The 25,722-nt window shown below is 41.4% G+C and carries 18 protein-coding genes, 15 tRNA genes and 3 rRNA genes; 33 read left to right on the forward strand and 3 right to left on the reverse strand.

From position 1 onward, the window contains the following. Window positions 1–69: 69 nt before the first annotated feature. The 28 genes from JW886_RS03205 (at window position 70) to JW886_RS03340 (ending at window position 17,870) form a co-directional block, all read left to right on the forward strand. Entirely contained in the window at window positions 70–594 is a 525-nt protein-coding gene (locus tag JW886_RS03205) for an SLOG family protein (protein ID WP_200407113.1), read from the forward strand. A gap of 154 nt (window positions 595–748) precedes the next feature. Continuing rightward, window positions 749–1,135, forward strand: a complete 387-nt coding sequence (spx, locus tag JW886_RS03210; protein ID WP_075524682.1) for a transcriptional regulator Spx — start codon at window positions 749–751, stop codon at window positions 1,133–1,135. A 90-nt stretch (window positions 1,136–1,225) separates the two neighbouring features. After that, a complete protein-coding gene (locus tag JW886_RS03215; RefSeq protein ID WP_075524681.1) occupies window positions 1,226–1,507 on the forward strand; it encodes a UPF0223 family protein in 282 nt (93 codons plus the stop codon). Continuing rightward, window positions 1,473–2,252: an inositol monophosphatase family protein gene (locus tag JW886_RS03220; protein WP_075524680.1), complete on the forward strand. Its 780-nt coding sequence runs from the start codon at window positions 1,473–1,475 to the stop codon at window positions 2,250–2,252. The genes JW886_RS03215 and JW886_RS03220 overlap by 35 nt, the downstream gene beginning before the upstream one ends. A gap of 81 nt (window positions 2,253–2,333) precedes the next feature. Continuing rightward, window positions 2,334–3,617 (forward strand): UDP-N-acetylglucosamine 1-carboxyvinyltransferase, encoded by a 1,284-nt coding sequence (gene murA, locus JW886_RS03225; RefSeq protein ID WP_200407114.1) that lies wholly within the window; start codon window positions 2,334–2,336, stop codon window positions 3,615–3,617. 35 nt (window positions 3,618–3,652) lie between these two features. Continuing rightward, complete coding sequence (locus JW886_RS03230) at window positions 3,653–3,805, forward strand: DNA-directed RNA polymerase subunit beta (RefSeq protein WP_241003792.1); 153 nt, start codon at window positions 3,653–3,655, stop codon at window positions 3,803–3,805. A gap of 169 nt (window positions 3,806–3,974) precedes the next feature. Next, a complete protein-coding gene (gene tig, locus JW886_RS03235; RefSeq protein ID WP_075524677.1) occupies window positions 3,975–5,258 on the forward strand; it encodes a trigger factor in 1,284 nt (427 codons plus the stop codon). A gap of 396 nt (window positions 5,259–5,654) precedes the next feature. Beyond that, window positions 5,655–7,201, forward strand: a 16S ribosomal RNA gene (locus JW886_RS03240). A 91-nt stretch (window positions 7,202–7,292) separates the two neighbouring features. Continuing rightward, window positions 7,293–7,365: transfer RNA gene (locus JW886_RS03245), tRNA-Ala, on the forward strand. Between the two features lie 133 nt (window positions 7,366–7,498). Further along, window positions 7,499–10,399, forward strand: a 23S ribosomal RNA gene (locus JW886_RS03250). A gap of 82 nt (window positions 10,400–10,481) precedes the next feature. Further along, a 5S ribosomal RNA gene (gene rrf, locus JW886_RS03255) occupies window positions 10,482–10,597 on the forward strand. Together the 16S, 23S and 5S rRNA genes with 15 tRNA genes alongside form the textbook arrangement of a ribosomal RNA operon. A gap of 2 nt (window positions 10,598–10,599) precedes the next feature. Continuing rightward, window positions 10,600–10,672 (forward strand) — tRNA-Val (locus JW886_RS03260). A gap of 26 nt (window positions 10,673–10,698) precedes the next feature. Next, a tRNA-Asp gene (locus tag JW886_RS03265) sits at window positions 10,699–10,771 on the forward strand. 17 nt (window positions 10,772–10,788) lie between these two features. After that, window positions 10,789–10,861: transfer RNA gene (locus tag JW886_RS03270), tRNA-Lys, on the forward strand. A gap of 8 nt (window positions 10,862–10,869) precedes the next feature. Beyond that, window positions 10,870–10,951 (forward strand) — tRNA-Leu (locus JW886_RS03275). A 12-nt stretch (window positions 10,952–10,963) separates the two neighbouring features. After that, a tRNA-Thr gene (locus JW886_RS03280) sits at window positions 10,964–11,036 on the forward strand. A gap of 24 nt (window positions 11,037–11,060) precedes the next feature. After that, window positions 11,061–11,132: transfer RNA gene (locus JW886_RS03285), tRNA-Gly, on the forward strand. Between the two features lie 36 nt (window positions 11,133–11,168). Further along, a tRNA-Arg gene (locus JW886_RS03290) sits at window positions 11,169–11,242 on the forward strand. 5 nt (window positions 11,243–11,247) lie between these two features. Next, window positions 11,248–11,321, forward strand: a tRNA-Pro gene (locus JW886_RS03295). Between the two features lie 38 nt (window positions 11,322–11,359). Beyond that, a tRNA-Met gene (locus JW886_RS03300) sits at window positions 11,360–11,433 on the forward strand. Window positions 11,434–11,445: 12 nt separating this feature from the next. Beyond that, window positions 11,446–11,519 (forward strand) — tRNA-Ile (locus JW886_RS03305). A gap of 7 nt (window positions 11,520–11,526) precedes the next feature. Then, window positions 11,527–11,599, forward strand: a tRNA-Phe gene (locus JW886_RS03310). Window positions 11,600–11,621: 22 nt separating this feature from the next. After that, window positions 11,622–11,692 (forward strand) — tRNA-Gly (locus JW886_RS03315). An 8-nt stretch (window positions 11,693–11,700) separates the two neighbouring features. Next, a tRNA-Ile gene (locus JW886_RS03320) sits at window positions 11,701–11,774 on the forward strand. Window positions 11,775–11,816: 42 nt separating this feature from the next. Beyond that, a tRNA-Ser gene (locus JW886_RS03325) sits at window positions 11,817–11,904 on the forward strand. A 107-nt stretch (window positions 11,905–12,011) separates the two neighbouring features. Further along, on the forward strand, window positions 12,012–13,895 hold the full coding sequence (gene dnaG, locus JW886_RS03330) for a DNA primase (protein ID WP_205872300.1): 1,884 nt from the start codon (window positions 12,012–12,014) through the stop codon (window positions 13,893–13,895). A gap of 97 nt (window positions 13,896–13,992) precedes the next feature. Continuing rightward, window positions 13,993–15,336, forward strand: a complete 1,344-nt coding sequence (gene rpoD, locus JW886_RS03335; protein WP_082272265.1) for an RNA polymerase sigma factor RpoD — start codon at window positions 13,993–13,995, stop codon at window positions 15,334–15,336. A 290-nt stretch (window positions 15,337–15,626) separates the two neighbouring features. After that, window positions 15,627–17,870 carry an ATP-dependent Clp protease ATP-binding subunit gene (locus JW886_RS03340; protein WP_200407734.1) on the forward strand — a complete coding sequence of 748 codons (2,244 nt, stop codon included), beginning with the start codon at window positions 15,627–15,629 and terminating at the stop codon, window positions 17,868–17,870. A gap of 79 nt (window positions 17,871–17,949) precedes the next feature. On the opposite strand, the gene JW886_RS03345 is transcribed toward JW886_RS03340, so the two are convergent. Next, on the reverse strand, window positions 17,950–18,420 hold the full coding sequence (locus tag JW886_RS03345) for an Rrf2 family transcriptional regulator (protein ID WP_075524416.1): 471 nt from the start codon (window positions 18,418–18,420) through the stop codon (window positions 17,950–17,952). 168 nt (window positions 18,421–18,588) lie between these two features. Between JW886_RS03345 and gap the strand changes: the two genes are divergently transcribed. Then, window positions 18,589–19,602, forward strand: coding sequence for a type I glyceraldehyde-3-phosphate dehydrogenase (gap, locus tag JW886_RS03350; RefSeq protein ID WP_075524417.1), 1,014 nt, complete (start codon window positions 18,589–18,591; stop codon window positions 19,600–19,602). Window positions 19,603–19,752: 150 nt separating this feature from the next. Here the strand turns inward: gap and def are convergent, their stop codons facing one another. Beyond that, a complete protein-coding gene (gene def / locus JW886_RS03355; protein ID WP_075524418.1) occupies window positions 19,753–20,388 on the reverse strand; it encodes a peptide deformylase in 636 nt (211 codons plus the stop codon). 159 nt (window positions 20,389–20,547) lie between these two features. Between def and JW886_RS03360 the strand changes: the two genes are divergently transcribed. The 4 genes from JW886_RS03360 (at window position 20,548) to JW886_RS03375 (ending at window position 25,209) form a co-directional block, all read left to right on the forward strand. Next, entirely contained in the window at window positions 20,548–21,003 is a 456-nt protein-coding gene (locus JW886_RS03360) for an RNA pyrophosphohydrolase (protein ID WP_205872301.1), read from the forward strand. Window positions 21,004–21,013: 10 nt separating this feature from the next. Next, on the forward strand, window positions 21,014–23,092 hold the full coding sequence (gene uvrB / locus JW886_RS03365; protein ID WP_205872302.1) for an excinuclease ABC subunit UvrB: 2,079 nt from the start codon (window positions 21,014–21,016) through the stop codon (window positions 23,090–23,092). A 185-nt stretch (window positions 23,093–23,277) separates the two neighbouring features. Continuing rightward, a complete protein-coding gene (locus tag JW886_RS03370) occupies window positions 23,278–24,099 on the forward strand; it encodes an ABC transporter substrate-binding protein (protein ID WP_205872303.1) in 822 nt (273 codons plus the stop codon). Window positions 24,100–24,108: 9 nt separating this feature from the next. Then, a complete protein-coding gene (locus JW886_RS03375; protein ID WP_205872304.1) occupies window positions 24,109–25,209 on the forward strand; it encodes a M20 family metallopeptidase in 1,101 nt (366 codons plus the stop codon). A 48-nt stretch (window positions 25,210–25,257) separates the two neighbouring features. On the opposite strand, the gene fabZ is transcribed toward JW886_RS03375, so the two are convergent. Beyond that, window positions 25,258–25,713, reverse strand: a complete 456-nt coding sequence (gene fabZ / locus JW886_RS03380) for a 3-hydroxyacyl-ACP dehydratase FabZ (RefSeq protein WP_075524423.1) — start codon at window positions 25,711–25,713, stop codon at window positions 25,258–25,260. Between the last annotated feature and the right edge of the window lie 9 nt (window positions 25,714–25,722).

Below are 25,722 nucleotides of genomic sequence, written 5' to 3' on the forward strand. Positions count from 1 at the left end.
ACCTTTATAAACTTTTCAGTTAGTTATATAATGTCATTATAGCATATTTTTGACAAGGGGAAAATATTTATGAATTCACTGCTCATCATGGGTTATACAAGTTTTGATTTAGGAATTTTTAATGAAAAAGATATCAAAGTGTCAATCATTAAAAAAGCCGTAAAAAATAGGCTTATTCGCTATTTGGAAGAAGGTTTAAATTGGCTGATTTTTACGGGTAATCTTGGCTTTGAATATTGGGCATTAGATGTAGCCAAAGAATTACAAAAAGATTATAATTTTCAAATTGGTACGATTTTTTCTTTTGAAACACATGGGCAAAATTGGAATGAAAATAATCAAGTAAAACTCGCTCATTTTAAAGAGGTGGATTTTGTAAAATACGCTTATCAGACTTACGAAAACCCCAGCCAGTTCCGTCAGTACAATGATTTTCTACTGGAGAATACTGAAGGGGCACTTGTTTTTTATGATGAAGAAAATGAAACCAAGCTCAAGTATATGGTCGAACGAATGAAACAAATGGCAGAATATCAGCTTGAAATATTGGACTTTGAAACCCTACAAGAAACATTTGAGGACATGAATGAGTAATTTTTGTCATCCAAAAAATGCAGGATGTCACTGACGGCTTTTTTTGCTAGATTAATTTTGGTATAATACTGTCAGACGTAAAATAAGTATTGTCAGATGATGGCAATCAATGAAATGTTTTGCTGATAAATTGATAAGAAGAGGAAGTAAGACTGTGATTGATTTATATTTGTCGCCTTCATGTACAAGTTGTCGTAAAGCGCGCGCTTGGCTCCAAAGCCATAAGGTTCCCTTTGTGGAACATAATATCTTGACCCAACCCATGACAGTTGACGACTTACGTCAAATTTTGACGAAAACTGAAAATGGAACTGAAGACATCATCTCAACACGGTCAAAAGTCTTCCAAAAGTTGGCAGTCGATGTGGATAACCTCACAATTAATGAACTTTTAGATCTTGTGACAGAGTTTCCTAACTTGCTACGTCGTCCCATTATTACAGACACAAAACATTTGCAGATTGGATTTAATGAAGATGAAATCCGAGCTTTTCTGCCGCGTGAATATCGTCGTGTTGAAATGTTAAGCACAATGGAATAGCCCCTTAAATAATTACTGACCAGGCTGTCAGTAATTATTTTGCCTCACGCTCTAAGTTATCTATTGATAATTCTATGAAAGATAGAGAGAATGAAAGAAAATTATACTTACCCTCTTGATTTAAGTTGGAGTACTGCTGAGATGACAGAAGTGCTCTCTTTTTTCAATCAAGTGGAAAAATATTATGAAAGTAAAGTTGAAAAAGAAGCATTTTTGAACGCTTATGCACAATTTAAAAAAATTGTTCCTTCCAAAATGCAAGAAAAGCAGCTGGGCCGTGAATTTGAAGCGAGCAGTGGTTACTCACTGTACCGTGCGGTCAAGGAGGTTACGGCGAGTGGAAAAAAATTTGTCAGTGCTGACCAGGCTTGAATTAGCGAAAGACTGGGTGCGTGATTCAGGAAACTTTCTAAAAGAGAATATCACAGCACCCCTCGAAATTACCGAGAAAACGAGATATGATGATTTAGTGACTAATTTTGACCAAGAAGTTCAAGAACAACTTGTTCAGAAAATTCACCACCACTTTCCAAATGATGCAATTTTAGCCGAGGAAGACCAAGAAAAACAGAGCTATGACGATAAAACACCTCACCTTTGGGTGATTGATCCGATTGACGGGACAACAAATTTCATTGTACAAAAGGATAATTTTGCCATTATGGTGGCTTATTATGAATTTGGAGTCGGGAAATTCGGCTTGATTCTGGATGTAATGCAAGATAAATTATACTGGTGTGATAGTCATAAAGCTTTTTGCAATCAAAGGGAATTAGTAATGAAGGAAGCATCGCTAGCCCACAGTTTGCTTGGTGTAAATAGCTATATGTACCGTACCAACTATAGTGGGCTACTTGATCTGAGCCAACATACACTAGGGGTAAGAATTATTGGAAGTGCTGGGATTAGCTATGGACAGCTTTTAGACGGAAAAATTGTGGCTTATTTTAGCAATTTACAGCCCTGGGATTATGCCGCAGGAAGTATCATCGCTGATAGAATCGGTTATGTTACAATGACACTTGCTGGTGAAATGCCCCAGCTTAACTGTCGGGAAAAGGTTTTCACGGCTCCTGCAAAACTAATTTCCGAAATTCAAAAATACATCAGAAATTAATTAAACCGAAAACTTTTTGAAAACCAGCCCAAGCATTTGTGCTATAATTTAGAAATACAAAAAGAAATAGGAAATAAATAAATGGATAAAATTATCGTAAAAGGTGGACATACTAAACTGCAAGGTGAAGTTGAAATCGAAGGCGCAAAAAACGCAGTCTTGCCACTGCTTGCTGCCACACTCCTTGCAAGTGAAGGCGAAGTAGCTTTACGCAATGTCCCTATTTTAAGTGATGTGTTCATGATGAACAACTTGGTTGATCATCTTGGCGTAGATATCACTTTTGACCAAGAAGAAAAGCAAATCATTGCAAAAGCGGGCGCTGAAATCAAAACGACAGCACCTTATGAATATGTAAGTAAAATGAGAGCTTCAATTGTTGTTATGGGTCCAATTCTAGCGCGCAATGGTCAGGCACGGGTTTCAATGCCAGGAGGATGCTCAATTGGTTCTCGTCCAATAGACTTGCATTTGCGCGGTTTTGAACAAATGGGTGCAGTAATTACGCAAAACGCAGGCTACATTGAAGCTAAAGCGGATAAATTAAAAGGTGCTCACATTTATTTGGACTTCCCTTCGGTAGGTGCGACTCAAAATCTAATCTTAGCGGCCACCTTAGCTGAAGGCACTACAACCCTTGAAAATGCTGCGCGTGAACCCGAAATAGTAGACTTAGCCAATTTGCTCAATAAAATGGGAGCAAATGTTAAAGGTGCCGGCACAGATACAGTGATTATCAAAGGGGTGGATAAGATGCACGGTGCGCACCACGCCGTGGTTCAAGACCGTATTGAAGCAGGAACTTTTATGGTAGCAGCAGCTATGACTCAAGGGAATGTATTAATTAAGGATGCTATAGCTGAGCATAATCGCCCCTTAATCTCAAAACTTAGTGAGATGGGCGTGAGTTTCGTCGTAGAGGAAAGAGGCTTACGTGTCATCGGACCTGATCAACTCAAACCAACTAGCGTAAAAACATTACCACATCCAGGATTTCCAACAGATATGCAATCACAAATGACTGCAGCTCAAGCAGTAGCAAAGGGTGAGTCGGTAATGGTGGAAACCGTATTTGAAAACCGTTTCCAACATTTAGAAGAAATGCGCCGGATGGGGCTTGAAGTTGATATCACGCGTAATACTGCGCTAATTCAAGGGAATTCAAATCTACAAGGTGCCGCTGTGAAATCAACAGATTTGCGTGCAAGTGCTGCTCTGATTTTACTTGGGCTTGTTGCAAAAGGACAAACGACAGTGAGAAAACTCAGCCATTTGGACCGCGGTTACTATAAATTTCATGAAAAACTTAGTGCACTAGGAGCAACAATCGAGCGTGTGCATGACGAAGATGGAGAAGATGCTTAATGTTTAAAAAGGCCGTAAAATTTTTAGGATTGAGAGTGTCTTTAATTATCCTTGTCGTGATTTTATTGGTTGTAGCAGCAATTCTAGGACTTATGGTTGGTTACGGTTTTCTTGGTGGAGGGAACCCATCCAATATTTTTAACCATGATCTTTGGAGAGGGGTCATTAATAAACTGAACCCCTCATAATGTTTAATAAGAAGCACTGGCTTTTCCAGTGCTTCTTTTTTTAAAAAAATTAGATAAAATGGGTATTTTTAGGCGGTTAAAAGCAAGTAATGCTTGAAATATAGCGTTTTTTATGCTAATCTTGAAAGGTATGAATTTATGAGCACATGCTCAAAATAAGGAGAAAAAAATGACTGTAAGTTTCGAAAAAACTAGTGATACTAAAGGTACACTCTCATTTTCAATCGATCAAGAAACAATCAAAACTGGGCTTGACAAAGCCTTTAATAAAGTAAAAGCAAACATTAGTGTCCCTGGTTTCCGTAAAGGTAAAATCAATCGTCAAATGTTCAATAAAATGTACGGTGAAGAAGCCCTTTATGAAGAAGCTTTAAATGCTGTTCTTCCAACTGCTTATGATGCTGCAGTTAAAGAAGCTGGGATTGAACCTGTCGCTCAACCAAAAGTTGATGTCGCAAAAATGGAAAAAGGTTCAGATTGGGAATTAACAGCGGAAGTTGTTGTAAAACCAACAGTAACACTTGGTGACTACAAAGACCTTACAGTTGAAGTAGAAGCATCTAAAGAAGTTTCAGACGAAGAAGTAGAAACTCGTTTGACTAACGCTCAAAATAATTTGGCCGAACTCGTGGTAAAAGAAAGTGCTGCGGAAAATGGTGATACAGTTGTTATTGACTTTGTTGGTTCAATCGATGGCGTTGAATTTGAGGGAGGAAAAGGCTCTAACCACAGCCTTGAGCTCGGTTCAGGTCAATTTATCCCTGGTTTTGAAGAACAACTTGTTGGCACAAAAGCTGGTGATGAAGTAGAAGTTAAAGTGACTTTCCCAGAAAACTACCAAGCTGAAGACCTTGCAGGTAAAGAAGCTATTTTTGCTACTAAAGTTAACGAAGTTAAAGCGAAAGAATTGCCAGAACTTGACGATGAACTCGCTAAAGACATCGATGAAGAAGTTGAAACTTTGGATGAATTGAAAGCTAAATTCCGTAAGGAATTGGAAGAATCAAAAGCAGAAGCTTATGATGATGCAGTTGAAACAGCAGCGATTGAAGCAGCTGTAGCGAACGCAGAAATCAAAGAAATTCCAGAAGAAATGATTCATGAAGAAGTACACCGTGCAATGAACGAATTCCTTGGTGGGATGCAACAACAAGGGATTTCTCCAGAAATGTACTTCCAAATCACTGGAACAACTGAAGACGACCTTCATAAACAATACGAAGCAGATGCTGACAAACGTGTTCGTACAAACCTTGTTGTTGAAGCAATCGCTGCTGCTGAAAACTTCACAACTTCAGATGAAGAAGTGAAAGCAGAAATTGAAGACCTTGCTGGTCAATACAACATGCCTGTTGAACAAGTTGAAAAACTTCTCCCAGTTGATATGCTTAAACATGATATCGCAATGAAAAAAGCTGTAGAAATTATTGCAACAACCGCTAAAGTAAAATAAGTTAAATAAAAAAACACCATATTACGGTGTTTTTTTTATTTAAAAATACTTCCACATAGTTCCTTAGTATTTTTACAATTTACTCATTGATATTTTCAAGTAAAAAATGTATCACCAAAATTTAAACTTTATATTTAAAATCAAATTAACAAACGTGACAACAGAGGGTTTTGAGAGGTTTACTGAATAAAAAGGGGAAAAAGTCACAGTTTATTCTTGACAAGGGGAGTTAGGTTTGATAGAATATAATAGTTGTCGCGAGAGACGAGGGTCTTGAAGCGAGCTAGACCATTGAAAACTGAATAAAGAAGAATGACTCATGTGATGTAGAAATACATCAAAAATCTGTCAATCAATAATGAAAGACAAGCCAGTCACTTCGGTGACTTAAATACTTTATTTGAGAGTTTGATCCTGGCTCAGGACGAACGCTGGCGGCGTGCCTAATACATGCAAGTTGAGCGCTGAAGATTGGTACTTGTACCGATTGGATGAGCAGCGAACGGGTGAGTAACGCGTGGGGAATCTGCCTTTGAGCGGGGGACAACATTTGGAAACGAATGCTAATACCGCATAATAGCTTTAAACATAAGTTTTAAGTTTGAAAGATGCAATTGCATCACTCAAAGATGATCCCGCGTTGTATTAGCTAGTTGGTGAGGTAAAGGCTCACCAAGGCGATGATACATAGCCGACCTGAGAGGGTGATCGGCCACATTGGGACTGAGACACGGCCCAAACTCCTACGGGAGGCAGCAGTAGGGAATCTTCGGCAATGGACGAAAGTCTGACCGAGCAACGCCGCGTGAGTGAAGAAGGTTTTCGGATCGTAAAACTCTGTTGTTAGAGAAGAACGACGAGGAGAGTGGAAAGCTCCTCGTGTGACGGTATCTAACCAGAAAGGGACGGCTAACTACGTGCCAGCAGCCGCGGTAATACGTAGGTCCCGAGCGTTGTCCGGATTTATTGGGCGTAAAGCGAGCGCAGGTGGTTTATTAAGTCTGGTGTAAAAGGCAGTGGCTCAACCATTGTATGCATTGGAAACTGGTAGACTTGAGTGCAGGAGAGGAGAGTGGAATTCCATGTGTAGCGGTGAAATGCGTAGATATATGGAGGAACACCGGTGGCGAAAGCGGCTCTCTGGCCTGTAACTGACACTGAGGCTCGAAAGCGTGGGGAGCAAACAGGATTAGATACCCTGGTAGTCCACGCCGTAAACGATGAGTGCTAGATGTAGGGAGCTATAAGTTCTCTGTATCGCAGCTAACGCAATAAGCACTCCGCCTGGGGAGTACGACCGCAAGGTTGAAACTCAAAGGAATTGACGGGGGCCCGCACAAGCGGTGGAGCATGTGGTTTAATTCGAAGCAACGCGAAGAACCTTACCAGGTCTTGACATACTCGTGCTATTCCTAGAGATAGGAAGTTCCTTCGGGACACGGGATACAGGTGGTGCATGGTTGTCGTCAGCTCGTGTCGTGAGATGTTGGGTTAAGTCCCGCAACGAGCGCAACCCCTATTGTTAGTTGCCATCATTAAGTTGGGCACTCTAACGAGACTGCCGGTGATAAACCGGAGGAAGGTGGGGATGACGTCAAATCATCATGCCCCTTATGACCTGGGCTACACACGTGCTACAATGGATGGTACAACGAGTCGCGAGACAGTGATGTTTAGCTAATCTCTTAAAACCATTCTCAGTTCGGATTGTAGGCTGCAACTCGCCTACATGAAGTCGGAATCGCTAGTAATCGCGGATCAGCACGCCGCGGTGAATACGTTCCCGGGCCTTGTACACACCGCCCGTCACACCACGGGAGTTGGGAGTACCCGAAGTTGGTTGCCTAACCGCAAGGAGGGCGCTACCTAAGGTAAGACCGATGACTGGGGTGAAGTCGTAACAAGGTAGCCGTATCGGAAGGTGCGGCTGGATCACCTCCTTTCTAAGGAATATATACAAGAGTGAGCATTCAACTTTATTCAGTTTTGAGGGGTTTAGTAAAAAACCTACACAAGAATCAACTTCTTGATTGTGGGGCCTTAGCTCAGCTGGGAGAGCGCCTGCTTTGCACGCAGGAGGTCAGCGGTTCGATCCCGCTAGGCTCCATTGAAACGAAAGTTTCAAACTTGAACATTGAAAACTAAATAACAATATCTAATAACGATAAATAAACCGAAAAGCTGTGAATTTTAAAGAATTTACAAACTTATACTTGAAAAACGATGATTTAAATCATCATGGCAAAGTTAATAAGGGCGCACGGTGGATGCCTTGGCACTAAGAGCCGATGAAGGACGTGACTAACGACGATATTCTAGGGGGAGCAGTAAGTACGCATTGATCCCTAGGTCTCCGAATGGGGAAACCCAGCTGCTACTAGCAGTTATCCGTAAGTGAATACATAGCTTACGTGAAGGTAACGCAGAGAACTGAAACATCTAAGTACCTGCAGGAAGAGAAAGTAAAAACGATTTCGTAAGTAGCGGCGAGCGAACGCGAAGAAGGGCAAACCAAGAAGCTTGCTTCTTGGGGTTGTAGGACTGCAACGTGGACTTAAGCATTATAGTCGAATAACCTGGGAAGGTTAATCAAAGAGGGTAATAATCCCGTAGACGAAATAGCGCTTATACCTAGCAGTATCCTGAGTAGGGCTGGACACGCGAAATCCAGTTTGAATCCGGGAGGACCATCTCCCAACCCTAAATACTCCTTAGTGACCGATAGTGAACCAGTACCGTGAGGGAAAGGTGAAAAGAACCCCGAGAGGGGAGTGAAATAGCACCTGAAACCGTGTGCCTACAAGAAGTTCGAGCCCGTTAATGGGTGAGAGCGTGCCTTTTGTAGAATGAACCGGCGAGTTACGTTATGATGCGAGGTTAAGTTGAAGAGACGGAGCCGTAGGGAAACCGAGTCTGAATAGGGCGACTTAGTATCATGATGTAGACCCGAAACCTAGTGACCTATCCATGAGCAGGGTGAAGGTGTGGTAAGACGCACTGGAGGCCCGAACCAGGACACGTTGAAAAGTGTTTGGATGACTTGTGGATAGCGGAGAAATTCCAAACGAACTGGGAGATAGCTGGTTCTCTCCGAAATAGCTTTAGGGCTAGCGTCGAAATGTAAGTGTATTGGAGGTAGAGCACTGTTTGGGTGAGGGGTCCATCTCGGATTACCAATCTCAGATAAACTCCGAATGCTAATACACATGTTCGGCAGTCAGACTGCGAGTGCTAAGATCCGTAGTCGAAAGGGAAACAGCCCAGACCAACAGCTAAGGTCCCAAAATATATGTTAAGTGGAAAAGGATGTGGGGTTGCACAGACAACTAGGATGTTAGCTCAGAAGCAGCTATCATTCAAAGAGTGCGTAATAGCTCACTAGTCGAGTGACCCTGCGCCGAAAATGTACCGGGGCTAAACATATTACCGAAGCTTTGGATTGATATTTTATCAATGGTAGGAGAGCGTTCTTAACCGCGATGAAGGTATACCGTGAGGAGTGCTGGAGCGTTAAGAAGTGAGAATGCCGGTATGAGTAGCGCAAGATAAGTGAGAATCTTATCCACCGTAAGACTAAGGTTTCCAGGGGAAGGCTCGTCCGCCCTGGGTTAGTCGGGACCTAAGGCGAGGCCGAAAGGCGTAGTCGATGGACAACTGGTTGATATTCCAGTACTAGATATGATCGTGATGGAGGGACGCAGTAGGCTAACGGATGCCAGTTAATGGATTCTGGTCTAAGCAGTGAGGTGTGAGATGTGTCAAATGCATTTCTCTTTAACATTGAGCTGTGATGGGGAAGCAACTACGGTTGCGAACTCCGTGATGTCACACTGCCAAGAAAAGCTTCTAGCGTAAAGTCATATCTACCCGTACCGCAAACCGACACAGGTAGTCGAGGCGAGTAGCCTCAGGTGATCGAGAGAACTCTCGTTAAGGAACTCGGCAAAATAGCCCCGTAACTTCGGGAGAAGGGGTGCTGGTGTAAAAGCCAGCCGCAGTGAATAGGCCCAAGCAACTGTTTATCAAAAACACAGCTCTCTGCTAAACCGCAAGGTGATGTATAGGGGGTGACGCCTGCCCGGTGCTGGAAGGTTAAGAGGAGTGCTTAGACGTAAGTCGAAGGTATGAATTGAAGCCCCAGTAAACGGCGGCCGTAACTATAACGGTCCTAAGGTAGCGAAATTCCTTGTCGGGTAAGTTCCGACCCGCACGAAAGGCGTAATGATTTGGGCACTGTCTCAACGAGAGACTCGGTGAAATTTTAGTACCTGTGAAGATGCAGGTTACCCGCGACAGGACGGAAAGACCCCATGGAGCTTTACTGTAGTTTGATATTGAGTACCTGTAAGTCATGTACAGGATAGGTAGGAGCCATTGAAATAGGGACGCTAGTTTCTATTGAGGCGTTGTTGGGATACTACCCTTGACTTATGGTTACTCTAACCCGCTGGCATAATCGGCCAGGGAGACAGTGTCTGACGGACAGTTTGACTGGGGCGGTCGCCTCCTAAAGAGTAACGGAGGCGCTCAAAGGTTGGCTCAGATTGGTTGGAAATCAATCGTAGAGTGTAAAGGTAAAAGCCAGCTTGACTGCGAGAGCTACAACTCGAGCAGGTAGGAAACTAGGACTTAGTGATCCGGTGGTACCGCATGGAAGGGCCATCGCTCAACGGATAAAAGCTACCCTGGGGATAACAGGCTTATCTCCCCCAAGAGTTCACATCGACGGGGAGGTTTGGCACCTCGATGTCGGCTCGTCGCATCCTGGGGCTGTAGTCGGTCCCAAGGGTTGGGCTGTTCGCCCATTAAAGCGGCACGCGAGCTGGGTTCAGAACGTCGTGAGACAGTTCGGTCCCTATCCGTCGCGGGCGTAGGTAATTTGAGAGGATCTGTCCTTAGTACGAGAGGACCGGGATGGACTTACCGCTGGTGTACCAGTTGTTCCGCCAGGAGCACGGCTGGATAGCTATGTAGGGAAGGGATAAGCGCTGAAAGCATCTAAGTGCGAAGCCCACCTCAAGATGAGATTACCCATTCGTAAGAATTAAGAGCCCAGAGAGATGATCTGGTAGATAGGCTGGAAGTGGGAGCGTTGCGAGACGTGGAGCGGACCAGTACTAATCGCTCGAGGACTTTACCAAAGAGTCAAATATAAAATGCTTAAGGTTTATGAGTTAGAAGAATTGTTATTTAGTTTTGAATGTTCAAGGTAACATTTAATGATTTGGTCATCATTGCGATGGAGATACACCTGTTCCCATGTCGAACACAGAAGTTAAGTCCATCTACGGCGGAAGTACTTGGGGGTTGCCCCCTGGGAGATAGGCGAGTGGCCAAGTTTGGGAGTTTAGCTCAGCTGGGAGAGCATCTGCCTTACAAGCAGAGGGTCAGCGGTTCGATCCCGTTAACTCCCATAGGTTGGTTCAGCCTTAATTGAATAGGTTCCGTAGTGTAGCGGTTATCACGTCGCCCTGTCACGGCGAAGATCGCGGGTTCGATTCCCGTCGGAACCGTTAGTAGAAATACTAATGACTCGTTAGCTCAGTTGGTAGAGCATTTGACTTTTAATCAAAGGGTCGCTGGTTCGAGCCCAGCACGGGTCATAATCCTAGCGGATGTGGCGGAATTGGCAGACGCACTAGATTTAGGATCTAGCGCTTAACGGCGTGGGGGTTCAAGTCCCTTCATCCGCATCTTAGGTATTAGCCGACTTAGCTCAGTTGGTAGAGCATCTGATTTGTAATCAGAGGGTCGCGTGTTCGAATCATGTAGTCGGCATTGTCGAAAGGCAGAAAAGGTATTGCGAACGTAGTTCAGGGGTAGAACACAACCTTGCCATGGTTGGGGTCGCGAGTTCGAATCTCGTCGTTCGCTTAACTAGGAATTCTAGTTTAAATTTATTGTTATATTGCAGGCGTGGCTCAACTGGATAGAGTACCTGACTACGAATCAGGCGGTTGTAGGTTCGAATCCTACCGCTTGCATATAACGGGAAGTAGCTCAGCTTGGTAGAGTACTTGGTTTGGGACCAAGGTGTCGCAGGTTCGAATCCTGTCTTCCCGATTAGTAAGATTTTCTTACTTTGACTTAATTGTCAAAATGGCGGTGTAGCTCAGCTGGCTAGAGCGTTCGGTTCATACCCGAGAGGTCGGGGGTTCGATCCCCTTCGCCGCTATATTTATCAGCTGGATCTTTAGCTCAGTTGGTTAGAGCTATCGGCTCATAACCGATCGGTCGCTGGTTCGAGTCCAGCAAGATCCATATTTTTGGCTCGGTAGCTCAGTTGGTAGAGCAATGGATTGAAGCTCCATGTGTCGGCGGTTCGATTCCGTCTCGCGCCACTTTAGCTTAGAGCTATTTTATGCGGATGTAGTTTAATGGTAGAACCCCAGCCTTCCAAGCTGGCTACGCGAGTTCGATTCTCGTCATCCGCTTTATATTTGGGAGTTTAGCTCAGTTGGTTAGAGCACTGTGTTGATAACGCAGGGGTCCCAGGTTCGAATCCTGGAATTCCCATAATGGGTATGTTATGTATCTATTCATTGTTAATAAGCCTGTGGGGGGTTACTCAAGAGGCTGAAGAGGACGGTTTGCTAAATCGTTAGGTCGGGAAACCGGCGCGAGGGTTCGAATCCCTTACCCCCCTTTGTTTGACGTCTATTGGTGAATAGGCGTCTTTTGGACGTTAAAGTATTATTTTTATAATTTTGAGTTTTAAAGTTTAAAGATAATAGGGTTTAGAAAGGAGGGGGAATGGCTTTTCTAACGACTGACGAAGTGAACGAGCTTAAAACTTCGGTTAATATTGCGGATTTAATTTCACAATATGTAGCTTTATCTCGCAATGGGAAGAACTACTTGGGACTCTGCCCTTTTCATAGCGAAAAAACACCATCGTTCAATGTGAATGCTGAAAAAGGATTTTACCATTGCTTTGGCTGTGGTAAGTCGGGAGATGTAATTGAATTTTTGAAGGAATATAAGCAGATTGGCTTTGTAGACGCGGTTAAGGAACTGGCTGATTTTGCAGGGATTCAGATTGATTTCGGTGAAAAAAGTGAGGACAAGCAAAATCCCAATGCTCCTCTCTATGAGATTAACAATCAGGCTGCCCGTTTGTACAATACATTACTGATGTCAACGACTTTGGGAGAGCAGGCGCGACATTACTTAGAAGAACGGGGAATTGATGCCGATACTATAAAATATTTCAATATTGGATTGGCTCCTGAGGAAGAGGATTTTATTTATCAAAATCTATCCTCTAAGTTTGAAGAAGATGTTTTAGTAAATTCTGGTCTGTTTCATTATTCTAATCGAAAAGTATTTGATGCATTTACAAATAGAATCATGTTTCCTATTACGAATGAATATGGACAAACGATTGGCTTTTCTGGACGAAAGTGGCAGGAGAATGATTCTGCTAAGGCGAAATATATAAATACTTCGGTGACGGCAATTTTTGATAAGTCTTTCGAATTGTGGAATTTAGATCGGGCAAAGCCAAGCATCACCAAGCAGCGTGAAGTTTATCTTATGGAAGGATTCATGGATGTTATCGCTGCCTACAAAGCGGGGATAACCAATGTTGTCGCTTCTATGGGAACGGCCTTAACGGAAAAGCATGTGCGGCGTCTAAAGACATTTGCTAAAAATTTCGTATTAGTTTATGATGGAGATTCAGCAGGGCAAAATGCAATTTATAAAGCGCTCGAGTTAATTGGGGAAGTACAAGTTCAAATTGTAAAAGTACCTGAGGGGCTAGATCCTGATGAATATTCTAAGACTTATGGGCTGACAGGGTTGTCAGCACTGATGGAGACTGGTCGAATTCAGCCCGTCGAATTTCTGATTGATTTTTTACGGCCTGCCAACCTAACAAATCTGCAAGTACAACTTGATTTTATTGAGCAAATAGCGCCGATGATCGCACGAATTCCATCGATTACGGCACAAGACGCATATATAAGAAAATTAGTTGAGATTTTACCTGATTTCGAGTATAATCAAGTGGAGCGTGCTGTCAATATGCGGCGGGAAAATATGCAGCTTACTGACAGCTCCATCAGTAATTCAGAACGATCAAGTTTGGCTGAACAATTACCTGAGGATTGGTTAGTACCTCCACCTATGGATGATGAGCCAATCAGAGGAGGGGCGAGTAGCTCTGCTTTACGCAATAATTGGACGCATCAGTCTTCTAAAACTGTGGTGCCTAAGCTGTCACGTTCTGAGCGGGCTGAGGAGCAGTTATTGCACCGGATGATCTATCACTCTGCTGTTTTGAAAAAATTTGCTCAGGATGAAAACTTTAGATTTGTCCATAAACGTTATCAAGAGTTATTTGATAAAATTTTACTGGAGGCGATGGTGTATGAGGAAATTGATGAAACCCATCTGGCAAGTGAATTAAGCGGTGAGCTGCGTAGTTTGTTTTACCAGATCATCAGCTTAGATTTACCAGAAGCTGCATCAAGTCAAGAAATAAATGATTTGGTTGCTGCTTTTTCTAAGGAGATGGAGCGAATGAAATTTGAAGAACTCATTCAGCAATTAGAGGCAGCCAAAAAGGCTGGAAATCATGAGCGCGAGTTAGAGTTAACCCTTCAAATTATTAATCAAAAGAAAAAATTATAATAATTTTTTAGTACTGATAAGTTACTGATCAGGCTGTAAGTTGTCAAATAGTCCTGACAGGTTTGTCAAAGGGCTTTAGCCATTGAGGAGGATTGCATTGGCAGGAAATAAAAAAAGAATTAGTCAAATCGCTAAAGAAACAGGCGTTCAAAACCGTGTTTTGGTTGAAAAAGCGCAAGAGATTGGCTTACTTGTAAAATCACATTCAAGCTCTGTTGGTCCTGGGGAAGAACGTCGTCTTCTTGATGCCCTAGGCGTGAAACCAGTTGTTGTGGAAAAGAGGGCAGTGCCAGAATCCATCGCCAAGGTTGAAATCAAAGCAAACGGGGAAACCTTTGATGTGAAAGCTTTTGAAAAAGCTGTGAAAGACTACATTGCAAAGCGTAAACCGCTCGGTGAAGCATTGGATGTGGAAATCATGGACGAACTTTCAGTCAAATATGGAATCGTTGATGACGCGTTGGAAGATTTGTTTAAACAAATTCAAGATGCAGGCATTTCGATTGTGGATAAGGACGGTAATCCTAGCCCGCTTGCTCTTGTGACAGATGAGGTAGAACAAGAAGAAGTTTCAGATACAGCCATGGACGAAATCGTCACGAATGTTCGAATTGATGATCCAGTGCGGATGTATTTGAAAGAAATTGGTCGTTATCCACTGATTTCGCTGGAAGAAGAAACAAAGCTTGCTGAAGCAATCATTGCTGGTGGCGAGGAAGCCGAATTTGCTAAGCAAATGTTAGCTGAAGCTAACTTGCGTCTTGTTGTTTCAATTGCAAAACGTTATTCTGGACGCGGTATGCAATTTTTGGACTTGATTCAAGAAGGAAATATGGGCTTGATGAAAGCTGTGGATAAATTTGACCACACGAAAGGTTTCAAATTCTCTACTTATGCGACATGGTGGATTCGCCAAGCCATTACACGTGCCATTGCTGACCAAGCGCGTACAATTCGTATTCCAGTGCATATGGTTGAAACAATCAATAAATTGATTCGTGTGCAACGTAATCTTTTGCAAGATCTGGGACGTGACCCTTCACCAGAAGAAATTGGTAAAGAGTTGAATATGGCTCCGGATAAAGTACGCGAAGTCCTTAAAATAGCACAAGAACCTGTATCTCTTGAAACACCTATTGGTGAGGAAGATGATTCACATTTGGGAGACTTTATCGAAGATGATGTGATTGAATCTCCTGTAGATTACACGAACCGCGTGCTTTTGCGTGAGCAATTGGATGAAGTGATGGATACCCTCACTGACCGTGAAGAAAATGTTTTGCGGATGCGTTTTGGCCTTGATGATGGACGCATGCACACTTTGGAAGATGTCGGTAAACAATTCAAAGTGACTCGTGAGCGGATTCGTCAAATTGAAGCTAAAGCTATTAAAAAATTGCGTCATCCTCGTCGTTCAAAACCTTTGCGCGACTTTATGTAAAAAAAACTTACTGACAGAGCTGTCAGTAAGTTTTTTAGACGAAAAAAGCAAAAGACTTGCTAAATTTTTATAAAATGATTATAATAAAACTATCAATGGTCAAAATTGGTCAAACTTTTTATCTAAAGAGGGAGATATGATGCATTGATTTTTTCCTTTTGATGTAAAATAAAAATAAATGCTCACTTTTATGGCGTTGTACTTAGCAAAAAGTTGCACATCAAAAGAATCGAACACTGCGTGTGCCCTTTGCACACAAAGAATGGATAAGGAATCAAAGGAGGAAAGCGATGCTTTGTCAAAATTGTAATATTAATGAGGCGACGATTCACCTTTATACAAGTTTGAATGGTCAGAAAAAACAAATTGATCTTTGTCAAAATTGCTATCAAATTATGAAATCTGGTGGGCAAGAAGCGTTGTTTGGTGCAGGAAATGCTTCAAACGGTAATACTGACGAACCTTTCAACCCATTTAATGATATTTTCAGCGCCTTACATGGGCAAGATTTCAATGGAAATGCCAATCAAACGCCACCAACACAAACAGGTGGACGTGGTCCGCGCGGTCCGCAAAATCCTCGGGCAAAACAACCTAAAGGAATGTTAGAAGAATTTGGAATTAACATCACAGAGTCAGCTCGTCGTGGTGAAATTGACCCGGTGATTGGTCGTGATGAAGAAATCAAACGGGTCATTGAGATTTTAAATCGTAGGACTAAGAATAATCCTGTGTTAATTGGTGAACCTGGTGTTGGTAAAACAGCAGTTGTTGAAGGTTTAGCGCAAAAAATTGTGGACGGAGATGTGCCACAAAAACTACAAAATAAAGAAGTGATTCGTCTTGATGTTGTTTCTCTTGTTCAAGGAACAGGAATTCGGGGTCAATTTGAAGAACGAATGCAAAAATTAATGGATGAAATCAGAAAACGTAATGATGTGATTATGTTTATTGATGAAATCCATGAAATTGTTGGTGCTGGTTCTGCCGGTGATGGCAATATGGATGCGGGAAATATCCTAAAACCTGCGCTTGCGCGTGGTGAGCTTCAATTGGTCGGAGCAACAACGCTCAATGAATATCGTATCATTGAAAAAGATGCTGCGCTTGAACGTCGGATGCAACCTGTCAAAGTTGATGAACCATCAGTTGAAGAAACGATTACGATTCTTCGAGGGATTCAACCACGCTATGAAGATTATCATCACGTGAAATACACTGATGAGGCGATTGAAGCAGCCGCTCATTTGTCAAATCGTTACATTCAAGACCGTTTCTTACCAGATAAAGCCATTGACCTTTTGGATGAGTCGGGTTCTAAGAAAAATCTAACACTTAAATTTGTTGATCCTGAAGATATCAATCGTCGAATTGCAGAAGCAGAAAAGAAGAAAAATGAAGCGACTCAAGCTGAAGATTTTGAAAAAGCCGCTCATTTCCGTGACCAAATCAGCAAACTTCGTGAATTGCAAAATCATGAGGTTTCAGATGAAGAAAGTCCAGTCATCACTGAGAAAGATATTGAGCAAATTGTGGAGCAAAAAACTCAAATTCCAGTTGGTGATTTGAAAGAAAAAGAACAAACCCAATTGATTAATTTGGCTGATGATTTGAAAGCTCATGTGATTGGACAGGATGAAGCAGTGGATAAGATTGCTAAAGCCATCCGTCGTTCTCGTGTGGGACTTGGTAAACCTAATCGTCCAATTGGTTCTTTCCTCTTTGTCGGACCTACTGGTGTTGGTAAAACTGAACTTGCTAAACAATTGGCGATGGAACTTTTTGGTTCAAGTGAAAGTATGATTCGTTTTGACATGTCGGAATACATGGAAAAACATTCGGTGGCCAAATTGATTGGAGCCCCTCCAGGATATGTAGGTTATGAAGAAGCGGGTCAACTGACTGAACGTGTTCGTCGTAACCCTTACAGTTTGATTTTATTAGATGAAATCGAAAAAGCACATCCAGATGTGATGCACATGTTCTTGCAAATTCTTGAAGATGGACGTCTGACAGACGCACAAGGACGGACCGTATCCTTTAAAGATAGTTTGATTATTATGACTTCTAATGCCGGAACGGGTAAAGTTGAAGCCTCTGTCGGTTTTGGTGCTGCGCGTGAAGGACGAACTAAATCAGTGCTTGGTCAACTTGGCGATTTCTTTAGTCCTGAATTCATGAACCGTTTTGACGGAATTATTGAATTCTCTGCATTGAGTAAAGAAAACTTACTTAAAATTGTTGATCTCATGCTGGGTGATGTCAACCAACAAATTGGACGTAATGAAATCCACTTGCAAGTCACTCAAGCTGCAAAAGAAAAATTAGTTGATTTAGGATATGACCCTTCAATGGGTGCGCGTCCACTGCGTCGTACAATTCAAGAACATATTGAAGATCCAATTGCTGATTTTTATATTGAACATCCAGAATATAAAGAATTGGTCGCTGATGTGATTGATGATAAAATCGTCATCTCCAACCAAGCGCAAGAAACGACAGAAACAACTGATGAAGCAGTCCCTGCCGAGTAAGATGATTCTGTTGAGAAATCAGACTTACAGTGAAATAAAATAATAAAAAAACTTACTGACAACTCCGTCAGTAAGTTTTTTAATCCATTCCATCAATCCATTCATCAAGATAGCCGAGATTGTAGTTATACTGGGTTTCCTCGGCAACTTGGGCGAGTGACACATTTGATAAAGTGCGTACAAGTGTATTTTCGATTTCATCAAGGGCTGTAGTAATGGCACAACGCTGAGCTTTCCCTGACTCTGTTCCGATAAAATTTTGTAAAAGCCCTTGACTTTGAAAAATTCGTCCCCGCCCTTCAATGGCTAAAAAAACATCATAAAAACTAATGTCGTGAAGGTCTTTATTGAGGGAGAAGCCGCCATTTTTTCCTGGGGTAGAACGCAAAAGGCCTTCATCGACTAAAGATTTAATAATTTTTTTGAGATAAGAGGGAGAAACTTTGAGGCGATTGGCAAGTGCAATTGATGACATGGTCCGATTCTCAGGAAGTCTTGCCAAAATCAGCAAGACGTAAACCGATTGTTCCCAACCAGAAGATAATTTCATAATAAAACTCCTTAAATATTTTTGGTGAAAATAATTGACAGGTGCTACAAAAAGTAGTATCATTTATATTAGAGATAAGAGATATCTCTAATAACTATAATTATTTATTTCTATTATAGCAAAAAAAGAGAGAAAACTCATCTAAATAAAAAAACGGAGGACTACATCATGGTAGTTAAAGTTGGAATTAACGGGTTTGGTCGGATTGGGCGTTTGGCATTACGTCGCATTCAAGAAGTCGATGGCGTGGAAGTTGCCCATATCAACGATTTAACAGACCCAGCAATGCTTGCCCATTTGCTGAAATACGATACCACACAAGGGCGCTTCAATGGTACCGTTGAAGTGAAAGAAGATGGTTTTGAAGTAAACGGAAAATTCATCAAAGTTACGGCTGAACGTAATCCAGAAGACATTCAATGGGCTGATTCTGGGGTTGAAATCGTGCTTGAAGCCACAGGTTTCTTTGCGACAAAAGAAAAAGCAGAAAAACATTTGCATCCTGGTGGAGCGAAGAAAGTCGTTATTACAGCACCTGGTGGAAATGATGTTAAAACGATTGTCTTCAATACCAATCACACGATTCTTGACGGCACTGAAACAGTCATTTCTGCAGGTTCTTGTACGACAAACAGCTTAGCACCAATGGCGGATGCCTTAAATAAAAACTTTGGCGTTAAAGGGGGAACAATGACTACTGTTCACTCTTATACGGGTGACCAAATGACACTTGATGGCCCACACCGTGGTGGAGATTTCCGTCGTGCGCGTGCAGCAGCTGAAAACATTGTTCCGGCATCAAGCGGAGCGGCTAAAGCAATCGGTCTTGTTTTGCCTGAACTTTCTGGTTTGATGAAAGGTCATGCGCAACGTGTTTCAACGCCAACAGGATCAATTACGGAACTTGTCACAGTGCTTGAAAAACATGTCACTGTCGATGAAGTCAACGCAGCCATGAAGGCGGCAGCAAATGAAAGCTTTGGCTATAATGTTGATGAAATTGTCTCATCAGATATTATCGGTATGGCTTATGGTTCCCTTTTTGATGCCACTCAAACTGAAGTGACAGATTTGAAAGACGGTGGACAATTGGTTAAAACTGCTGCATGGTATGACAATGAAATGAGTTTCACTGCTCAATTAATTCGTACGCTTGAATACTTTGCAAAAATCGCTAAATAATTTTTACTGACCTGCTCGTCAGTAAACTTTAAGAAATAGAAATAAAAAAATTACTGACCGCTTACTGATCAGTAATTTTTCTGTCTAAATCGCTCTATGCAGCAGTAAAAAAAGTTACTGACAGAGCTGTCAGTAACTTTTCCTTGTTTTTTATTTTACAATAATCATGCCATCTTTAATTTCCCAAGGGTCATTCATGTTGATGTGGTCATAGAACATCACACCGTTCGTGTGGTCAATCTCATGTTGAACACAAATTGCTGGGAAATCTTTTAAGCGAATTTTTTTCTTTTCGCCTTCTTTGTTGTAGTATTCCACAGTCACACGGGCATGACGAACGACATAACCTGGTACTTCGCGGTCAACAGAAAGACAGCCCTCACCACCTTCAACAGCCGCATCTTGGACAGAGTGGCTCACCACTTTTGCATTATACATGATTTCACGCATTTTGTAAGCTTCTTTAGGGGCAATTTCATTTCCATCTTCATCAACTTCAGGTTCATTGGGAATCAAAACGGCGATGACTTTTTTGAGCAAGCCAAGTTGGTTTGCTGCAAGTCCAACTCCACCACGGAGCCCCATTTTTTCAGCCATGACAGGATCTTGAGAATTTTGCAAGAATTGCATCATTTTCTCACCCAAGATAATGTCTTCATCTGATAAAGGTAAAGCTACTTCCTGTGCTACTTCGCGCAAAGTAGGGTAGCCTTCACGGATAATATCTTCCATATTAATCATATGGCTTGGTTTAATTAATTTGGCTTGAATTTCATCACGGTTCATTATTAAAAAACACTTCCTTCTCTTTTTGTAAATATAGTTCAATTATAGCATATTTTTTCGTCTTAAAATGGTAAAATTGAATTAAAGATTTACTGACGGAGCTGTCAGTAAAAAAATTTGATCAAATCCAGAAGTAGAAAGGATTTAAGTAAAAATTAAATGAAAGAATACAGACAAAACGTCGCAGCCATTATTCTTAATAATGAAAATAAAATTTGGTTAGGAAAACGAGCGGATGGCGCTAGTTGGGGCTTTCCACAAGGCGGTATTGAAGCTGGTGAAAAACCAGAGGCAGCGATTATTCGAGAACTCTCAGAAGAAATTGGGACCAAAGATTTTGAAATCATTGGACAATATCCAGGAACTTTAAAATATGATTTTCCTAAAGAGATGAAATTTCCAACTTGGACTTATGCTGGCCAAGAACAACATTATTTTCTTGTCCGATTGCATGAAAAAGCAAAAATTAATCTTGAAAGCCATCCCGAAGAAATTGAATTTTCAACTTATCAATTTTTAGCTCTTTCTGACCTTATGAAAATGGATTTCGGCTTTAAAAATGAGGTTTATCATCAAGCATTAGCTTATTTTTCAAACCTAATAGAAAAGAATTAAAGGAAAAAGTATGCCAATAGAAAGAATAACAGATAATAAATTTGAACTTGTTTCAAAATATGAGCCAGCCGGTGACCAAGGTGAGGCGATTGCTGAGTTAGTAGAAAATATCGAAAATGGAGAAAAAGCGCAGATTTTACGTGGTGCAACAGGAACGGGGAAAACCTATACCATGAGTCAAGTCATTGCTCAAACGGGCAAACCCACTTTGGTCATGGCGCATAATAAAACACTGGCTGGTCAATTATACAGTGAATTTAAAGAATTTTTCCCAAATAATGCAGTGGAGTATTTCGTATCCTACTATGATTATTATCAACCCGAAGCCTATGTGCCAAGTTCTGATACCTATATTGAAAAAGACAGTTCGGTCAATGATGAAATTGATAAGTTACGCCACAGTGCAACCTCGGCTTTACTTGAGCGAAACGATGTGATTGTTGTGGCCTCAGTTTCTTGTATTTATGGTTTGGGTTCACCCAAAGAGTATCAAGATTCGGTGGTTTCATTGCGTCCGGGGCAAGAAATTTCTCGTGACCAACTCTTAAACGATTTGGTAGGAATTCAATTTGAGCGAAATGATATTGACTTTCAACGGGGCTGTTTCCGCGTTCGTGGGGATGTTGTAGAAGTTTTTCCAGCCTCTCGTGATGAGCATGCCTTTCGTGTTGAATTTTTCGGTGATGAAATTGACCGCATCCGTGAAATTGAAGTTTTGACCGGACAAGTTTTAGGTGAAGTGGACCATTTGGCCATTTTCCCAGCGACACATTTCATGACAAATGATGACCGTATGGAAGAATCAATTGCCAAGATAGAAGCAGAATTAGAAGAACAATTAAAAGTTTTCCGCTCAGAAGGAAAACTTCTTGAGGCTCAACGTTTAGAACAAAGAACCAACTACGATATCGAAATGCTCCGTGAAATGGGTTATTGTAATGGGGTCGAAAACTATTCACGTCATATGGACGGGCGTGAGGAAGGCGAACCTCCTTATACTTTGCTTGATTTCTTTCCTGATGATTTCATGATTATGATTGACGAATCTCACATGACCATGGGGCAAGTAAAAGGAATGTATAATGGGGACAGAGCGCGTAAAGAAATGCTTTGTAATTATGGCTTTCGTCTGCCTTCAGCCCTCGATAACCGTCCGTTAAAAAGAGAAGAATTTGAAAGTCATGTGCATCAAATTGTTTATGTTTCAGCAACCCCTGGCGACTATGAGATGGAGCAGACCGATACTATTGTTGAACAAATCATTCGTCCAACAGGTCTGTTAGATCCTGTCGTAGAGGTTCGACCAATGATGGGACAAATCGATGATTTAGTTGGTGAAATTCATAAACGAGCTGAGAAAAATGAACGAGTATTCGTCACGACTTTGACTAAAAAGATGTCCGAAGATTTGACGGCCTATTTCAAGGAAATGGGGATAAAAGTTAAATATATGCACTCGGATATCAAAACATTAGAACGAACCGAAATTATTCGGGATTTGCGTTTAGGAGTCTTTGATGTTCTGGTGGGAATTAATTTGCTGCGTGAAGGGATAGATGTGCCAGAAGTTTCTTTAGTGGCGATTTTGGATGCTGATAAAGAAGGATTTTTACGTAATGAACGTGGTTTGATTCAGACCATCGGCCGTGCGGCACGTAATAGTGAAGGGCACGTTATTCTTTATTCTGATATGGCTAAACCACTCGACGAAAATGATCCTGCCGATAAGGAAATATTAGATAGTGGCTATTATACAGAATACGAAGGCGAAAAATACAAGATTACACGCTCAATGAAGCACGCCATTGATGAAACGGCACGTCGTCGTAAAATTCAAATGGCTTATAATGAGAAACATGGAATCACGCCTCAAACCATCAAAAAAGAAATTCGTGACTTGATTGCCATCACTAAGAAAACAGATTCTGGTGAGCTTGAGGAAGTTGATGCAAGTGCGATGACTAAGAAAGAACGTAAAGCATTAGTCAAAAAACTTGAAAAAGAAATGCAACAAGCGGCTAGCGCCCTCGACTTTGAAGGAGCTGCTCAACTCCGTGATATGGTTTTGGAACTCCGTGCAATGGACTAGGAAGAATAAGAAGAATAAATTAATAAAAATTCACTTTTAAAGTGAATTTTTATTTTGCTTTTTATAATAAAAAGACTTACAAAAGCCTTTTTATCACGAAATAAAGATTGATTATACAAAAATAGTTGACTTTGTTTTAATTAAGTGTATAATTATGCTTATCGTCGTATAAAAAGGAGAAACAAATGAATACAAAAAAATGGATGGTTGGAATAGTAAGCCTAATGGCGCTTACGGCCCTAACGGCTTGTGGGAATAAAACGCAAACCTCAAAAAGTAGTTTAGAGCGAGTTAAAAGCGCTAAAGTTTTGAAGGTAGCAGTTTCACCAGATTATCCACCCTTTGAATTTCAAATGTTAAAAAATGGAAAAAACCAAGTGGTTGGTTCTGATATTGATCTGGCAAAAGCAATTGCTAAAAAGTTGGGAGTAAAAGTCCAGATTGAACCCATGGATTTTAATAATGTTCTGGCTAGTCTGAGTACAGGAAAGGCTGATATAGCAATTTCTGGCATTTCTAAGACACCTGAGCGTGCTAAAAGTGTAGCTTTTTCTGATATTTATTACGAAGCCGATAACGCGCTTGTAGTAAAAAAATCAGAGCTTGAGCGTTATACAAGTGCTGCAGATTTCAAAGGTAAGAAAGTAGCGGCGCAAAAAGGCGCTATTCAAGAAGAAATCGTCCAAAAGCAACTTAAGGGAGCCAGCGAAATTGCCCTTCCTGCGATCACAGATGAAATTAACGAGGTCAAAGCTGGTCAGGTGCAAGGAGCAGTGATTGAAGGTTTGATTGCCAAAAGTTATGTAGCTGCTAATCCAGACTTAGCGATTGCAAAGCTTAAGCTTAAAACCCCTACTGATAGTTATGGTTCTGCTGTTGCCTTACCAAAAGGTGAAACAGAATTGACAAAAGTGATTAATGATGTCATTAAGTCACAAAAAGCAAATGGACAAATTGAGCAATCAATCCAGAGCAATTATAAACTTTCTCAATCAGCCAATAAATAAGGGGGAACAATGACAACAGCAATAGAACTTCTCAAGAACCTTGTTGAAATTCCCTCTCCATCAGGTAAAGAAGAAAAAATCTTAAGTTATATTGAAAAACTCCTAGAGGAAAAAAAGTTTGACTTTGTACTTCGTCAGAAAAATTTTGTGGCTGGGCAGTTAAAAGCCTCACCCAAAGCGAGACAAGCTATTATTTTAAGTGGACATGTAGACACGGTTGTTCCAGGAGCACAGGCGGATTGGACGTATGAACCTACTCGTGCTGTGGTACAAGGAGGCAAAATCTATGGCCTTGGGGTGAGCGATATGAAAGCAGGAGTAGCTGGCAATCTACTTACAGCCTTTTCTTTAGTAGAAAAAGAAGTCAGCCCTGACATTTGGGTGGTCGGCACAGCGCGTGAAGAACTAGATGGACAAGGCTCAGAAGATTTTGCGCAGTGGTTTGTAAACAACACACATTATGAATCCGCCTTCTGTATTATTGCTGAGCCGACAGATTTGGAAAAAATTTACATCGGTCAGCGAGGCAATCATTTTATGAGATTGACCTTTCAAGGAAAAGCAGCACATGCTTCCGATCAAATACATTTTAGTGAGAGTGGATTGGGCAAAGCCAGTAAGTTTTTAGCTGCTATAGATAAAATTGCGGAAAGCTTAGCCATCTACAAAAATGATCGTTTAGGGCTTCCTTCTTTTGTTGCAACAGCTGTCACTGCAGGTGATGCTACTTCACCGAATAAGACAGCAGCTCAAGCACAAGTGATAGTGGATTGCCGGCTAACTCCAGAGTTAGAAGCTGATTTTCAAAATGTTATGACGGCTTTAGCACGGCAATATCATTTTACCTACGAAGATGTGGTTAAACCGGTCTTATCAACACTGACCGATGAGGAAATTCCTATTATAAAGTTACTGACCGAGCTGTCAGCAGCAAAATTAACAGCTGCTGTGGGTTCCAATGATCAGGGATTTTTTGAAGCGGTCGGAATACCCACGGTTGTGTTTGGTCCCGGGCAACATGCCCAAGCTCATGTGGTTAATGAAAGTTTTGTGCTCAAAAACTTGGAGCAACATGTGAGCCTACTTTGTGACTTCATCGAAAAACTATAAAAAAATACTGACAGCTATTTTTTGTGTTCTGTCAGTATTTTTCTTATATTATTTTGTTTGGTCAGCGGCTTCATCAACGATGAAAGTAAATTGACACGTGGTCACTTTTTTTCCATCGACATAAGCAGCAGCATCAGCTGTTCCAACTTTACCACGGAATTTAGTGATTTCAAATTCAAGTTTCATCACGTCACCTGGAGTCACTTTTTGACGGAATTTCGCTTTATCAATTCCACCAATATAGGCCATCTTACCTTGAAATTCTTCTTTTTTAAGAATCAAAATTGACCCAGCTTGAGCAAGCGACTCAAGGATTAAGACACCGGGGAAGGTTGGATTTCCAGGAAAATGACCGTTGAAGACTTCTTCATTTATCGTCACATTTTTAGTGGCAACAATTTTATTCTCAGAAAGCTCGTCAACATAGTCAATAAACATGATAGGATAGCGATTTGGAATCACCTCCATCACCTCAGTGGCCGTCATTGCATATTTTTTAGTCATTTTATCTTC

It is taken from the genome of Lactococcus taiwanensis, from assembly GCF_017068355.1.
Classification (GTDB): Bacteria; Bacillota; Bacilli; order Lactobacillales; family Streptococcaceae; genus Lactococcus; species Lactococcus taiwanensis.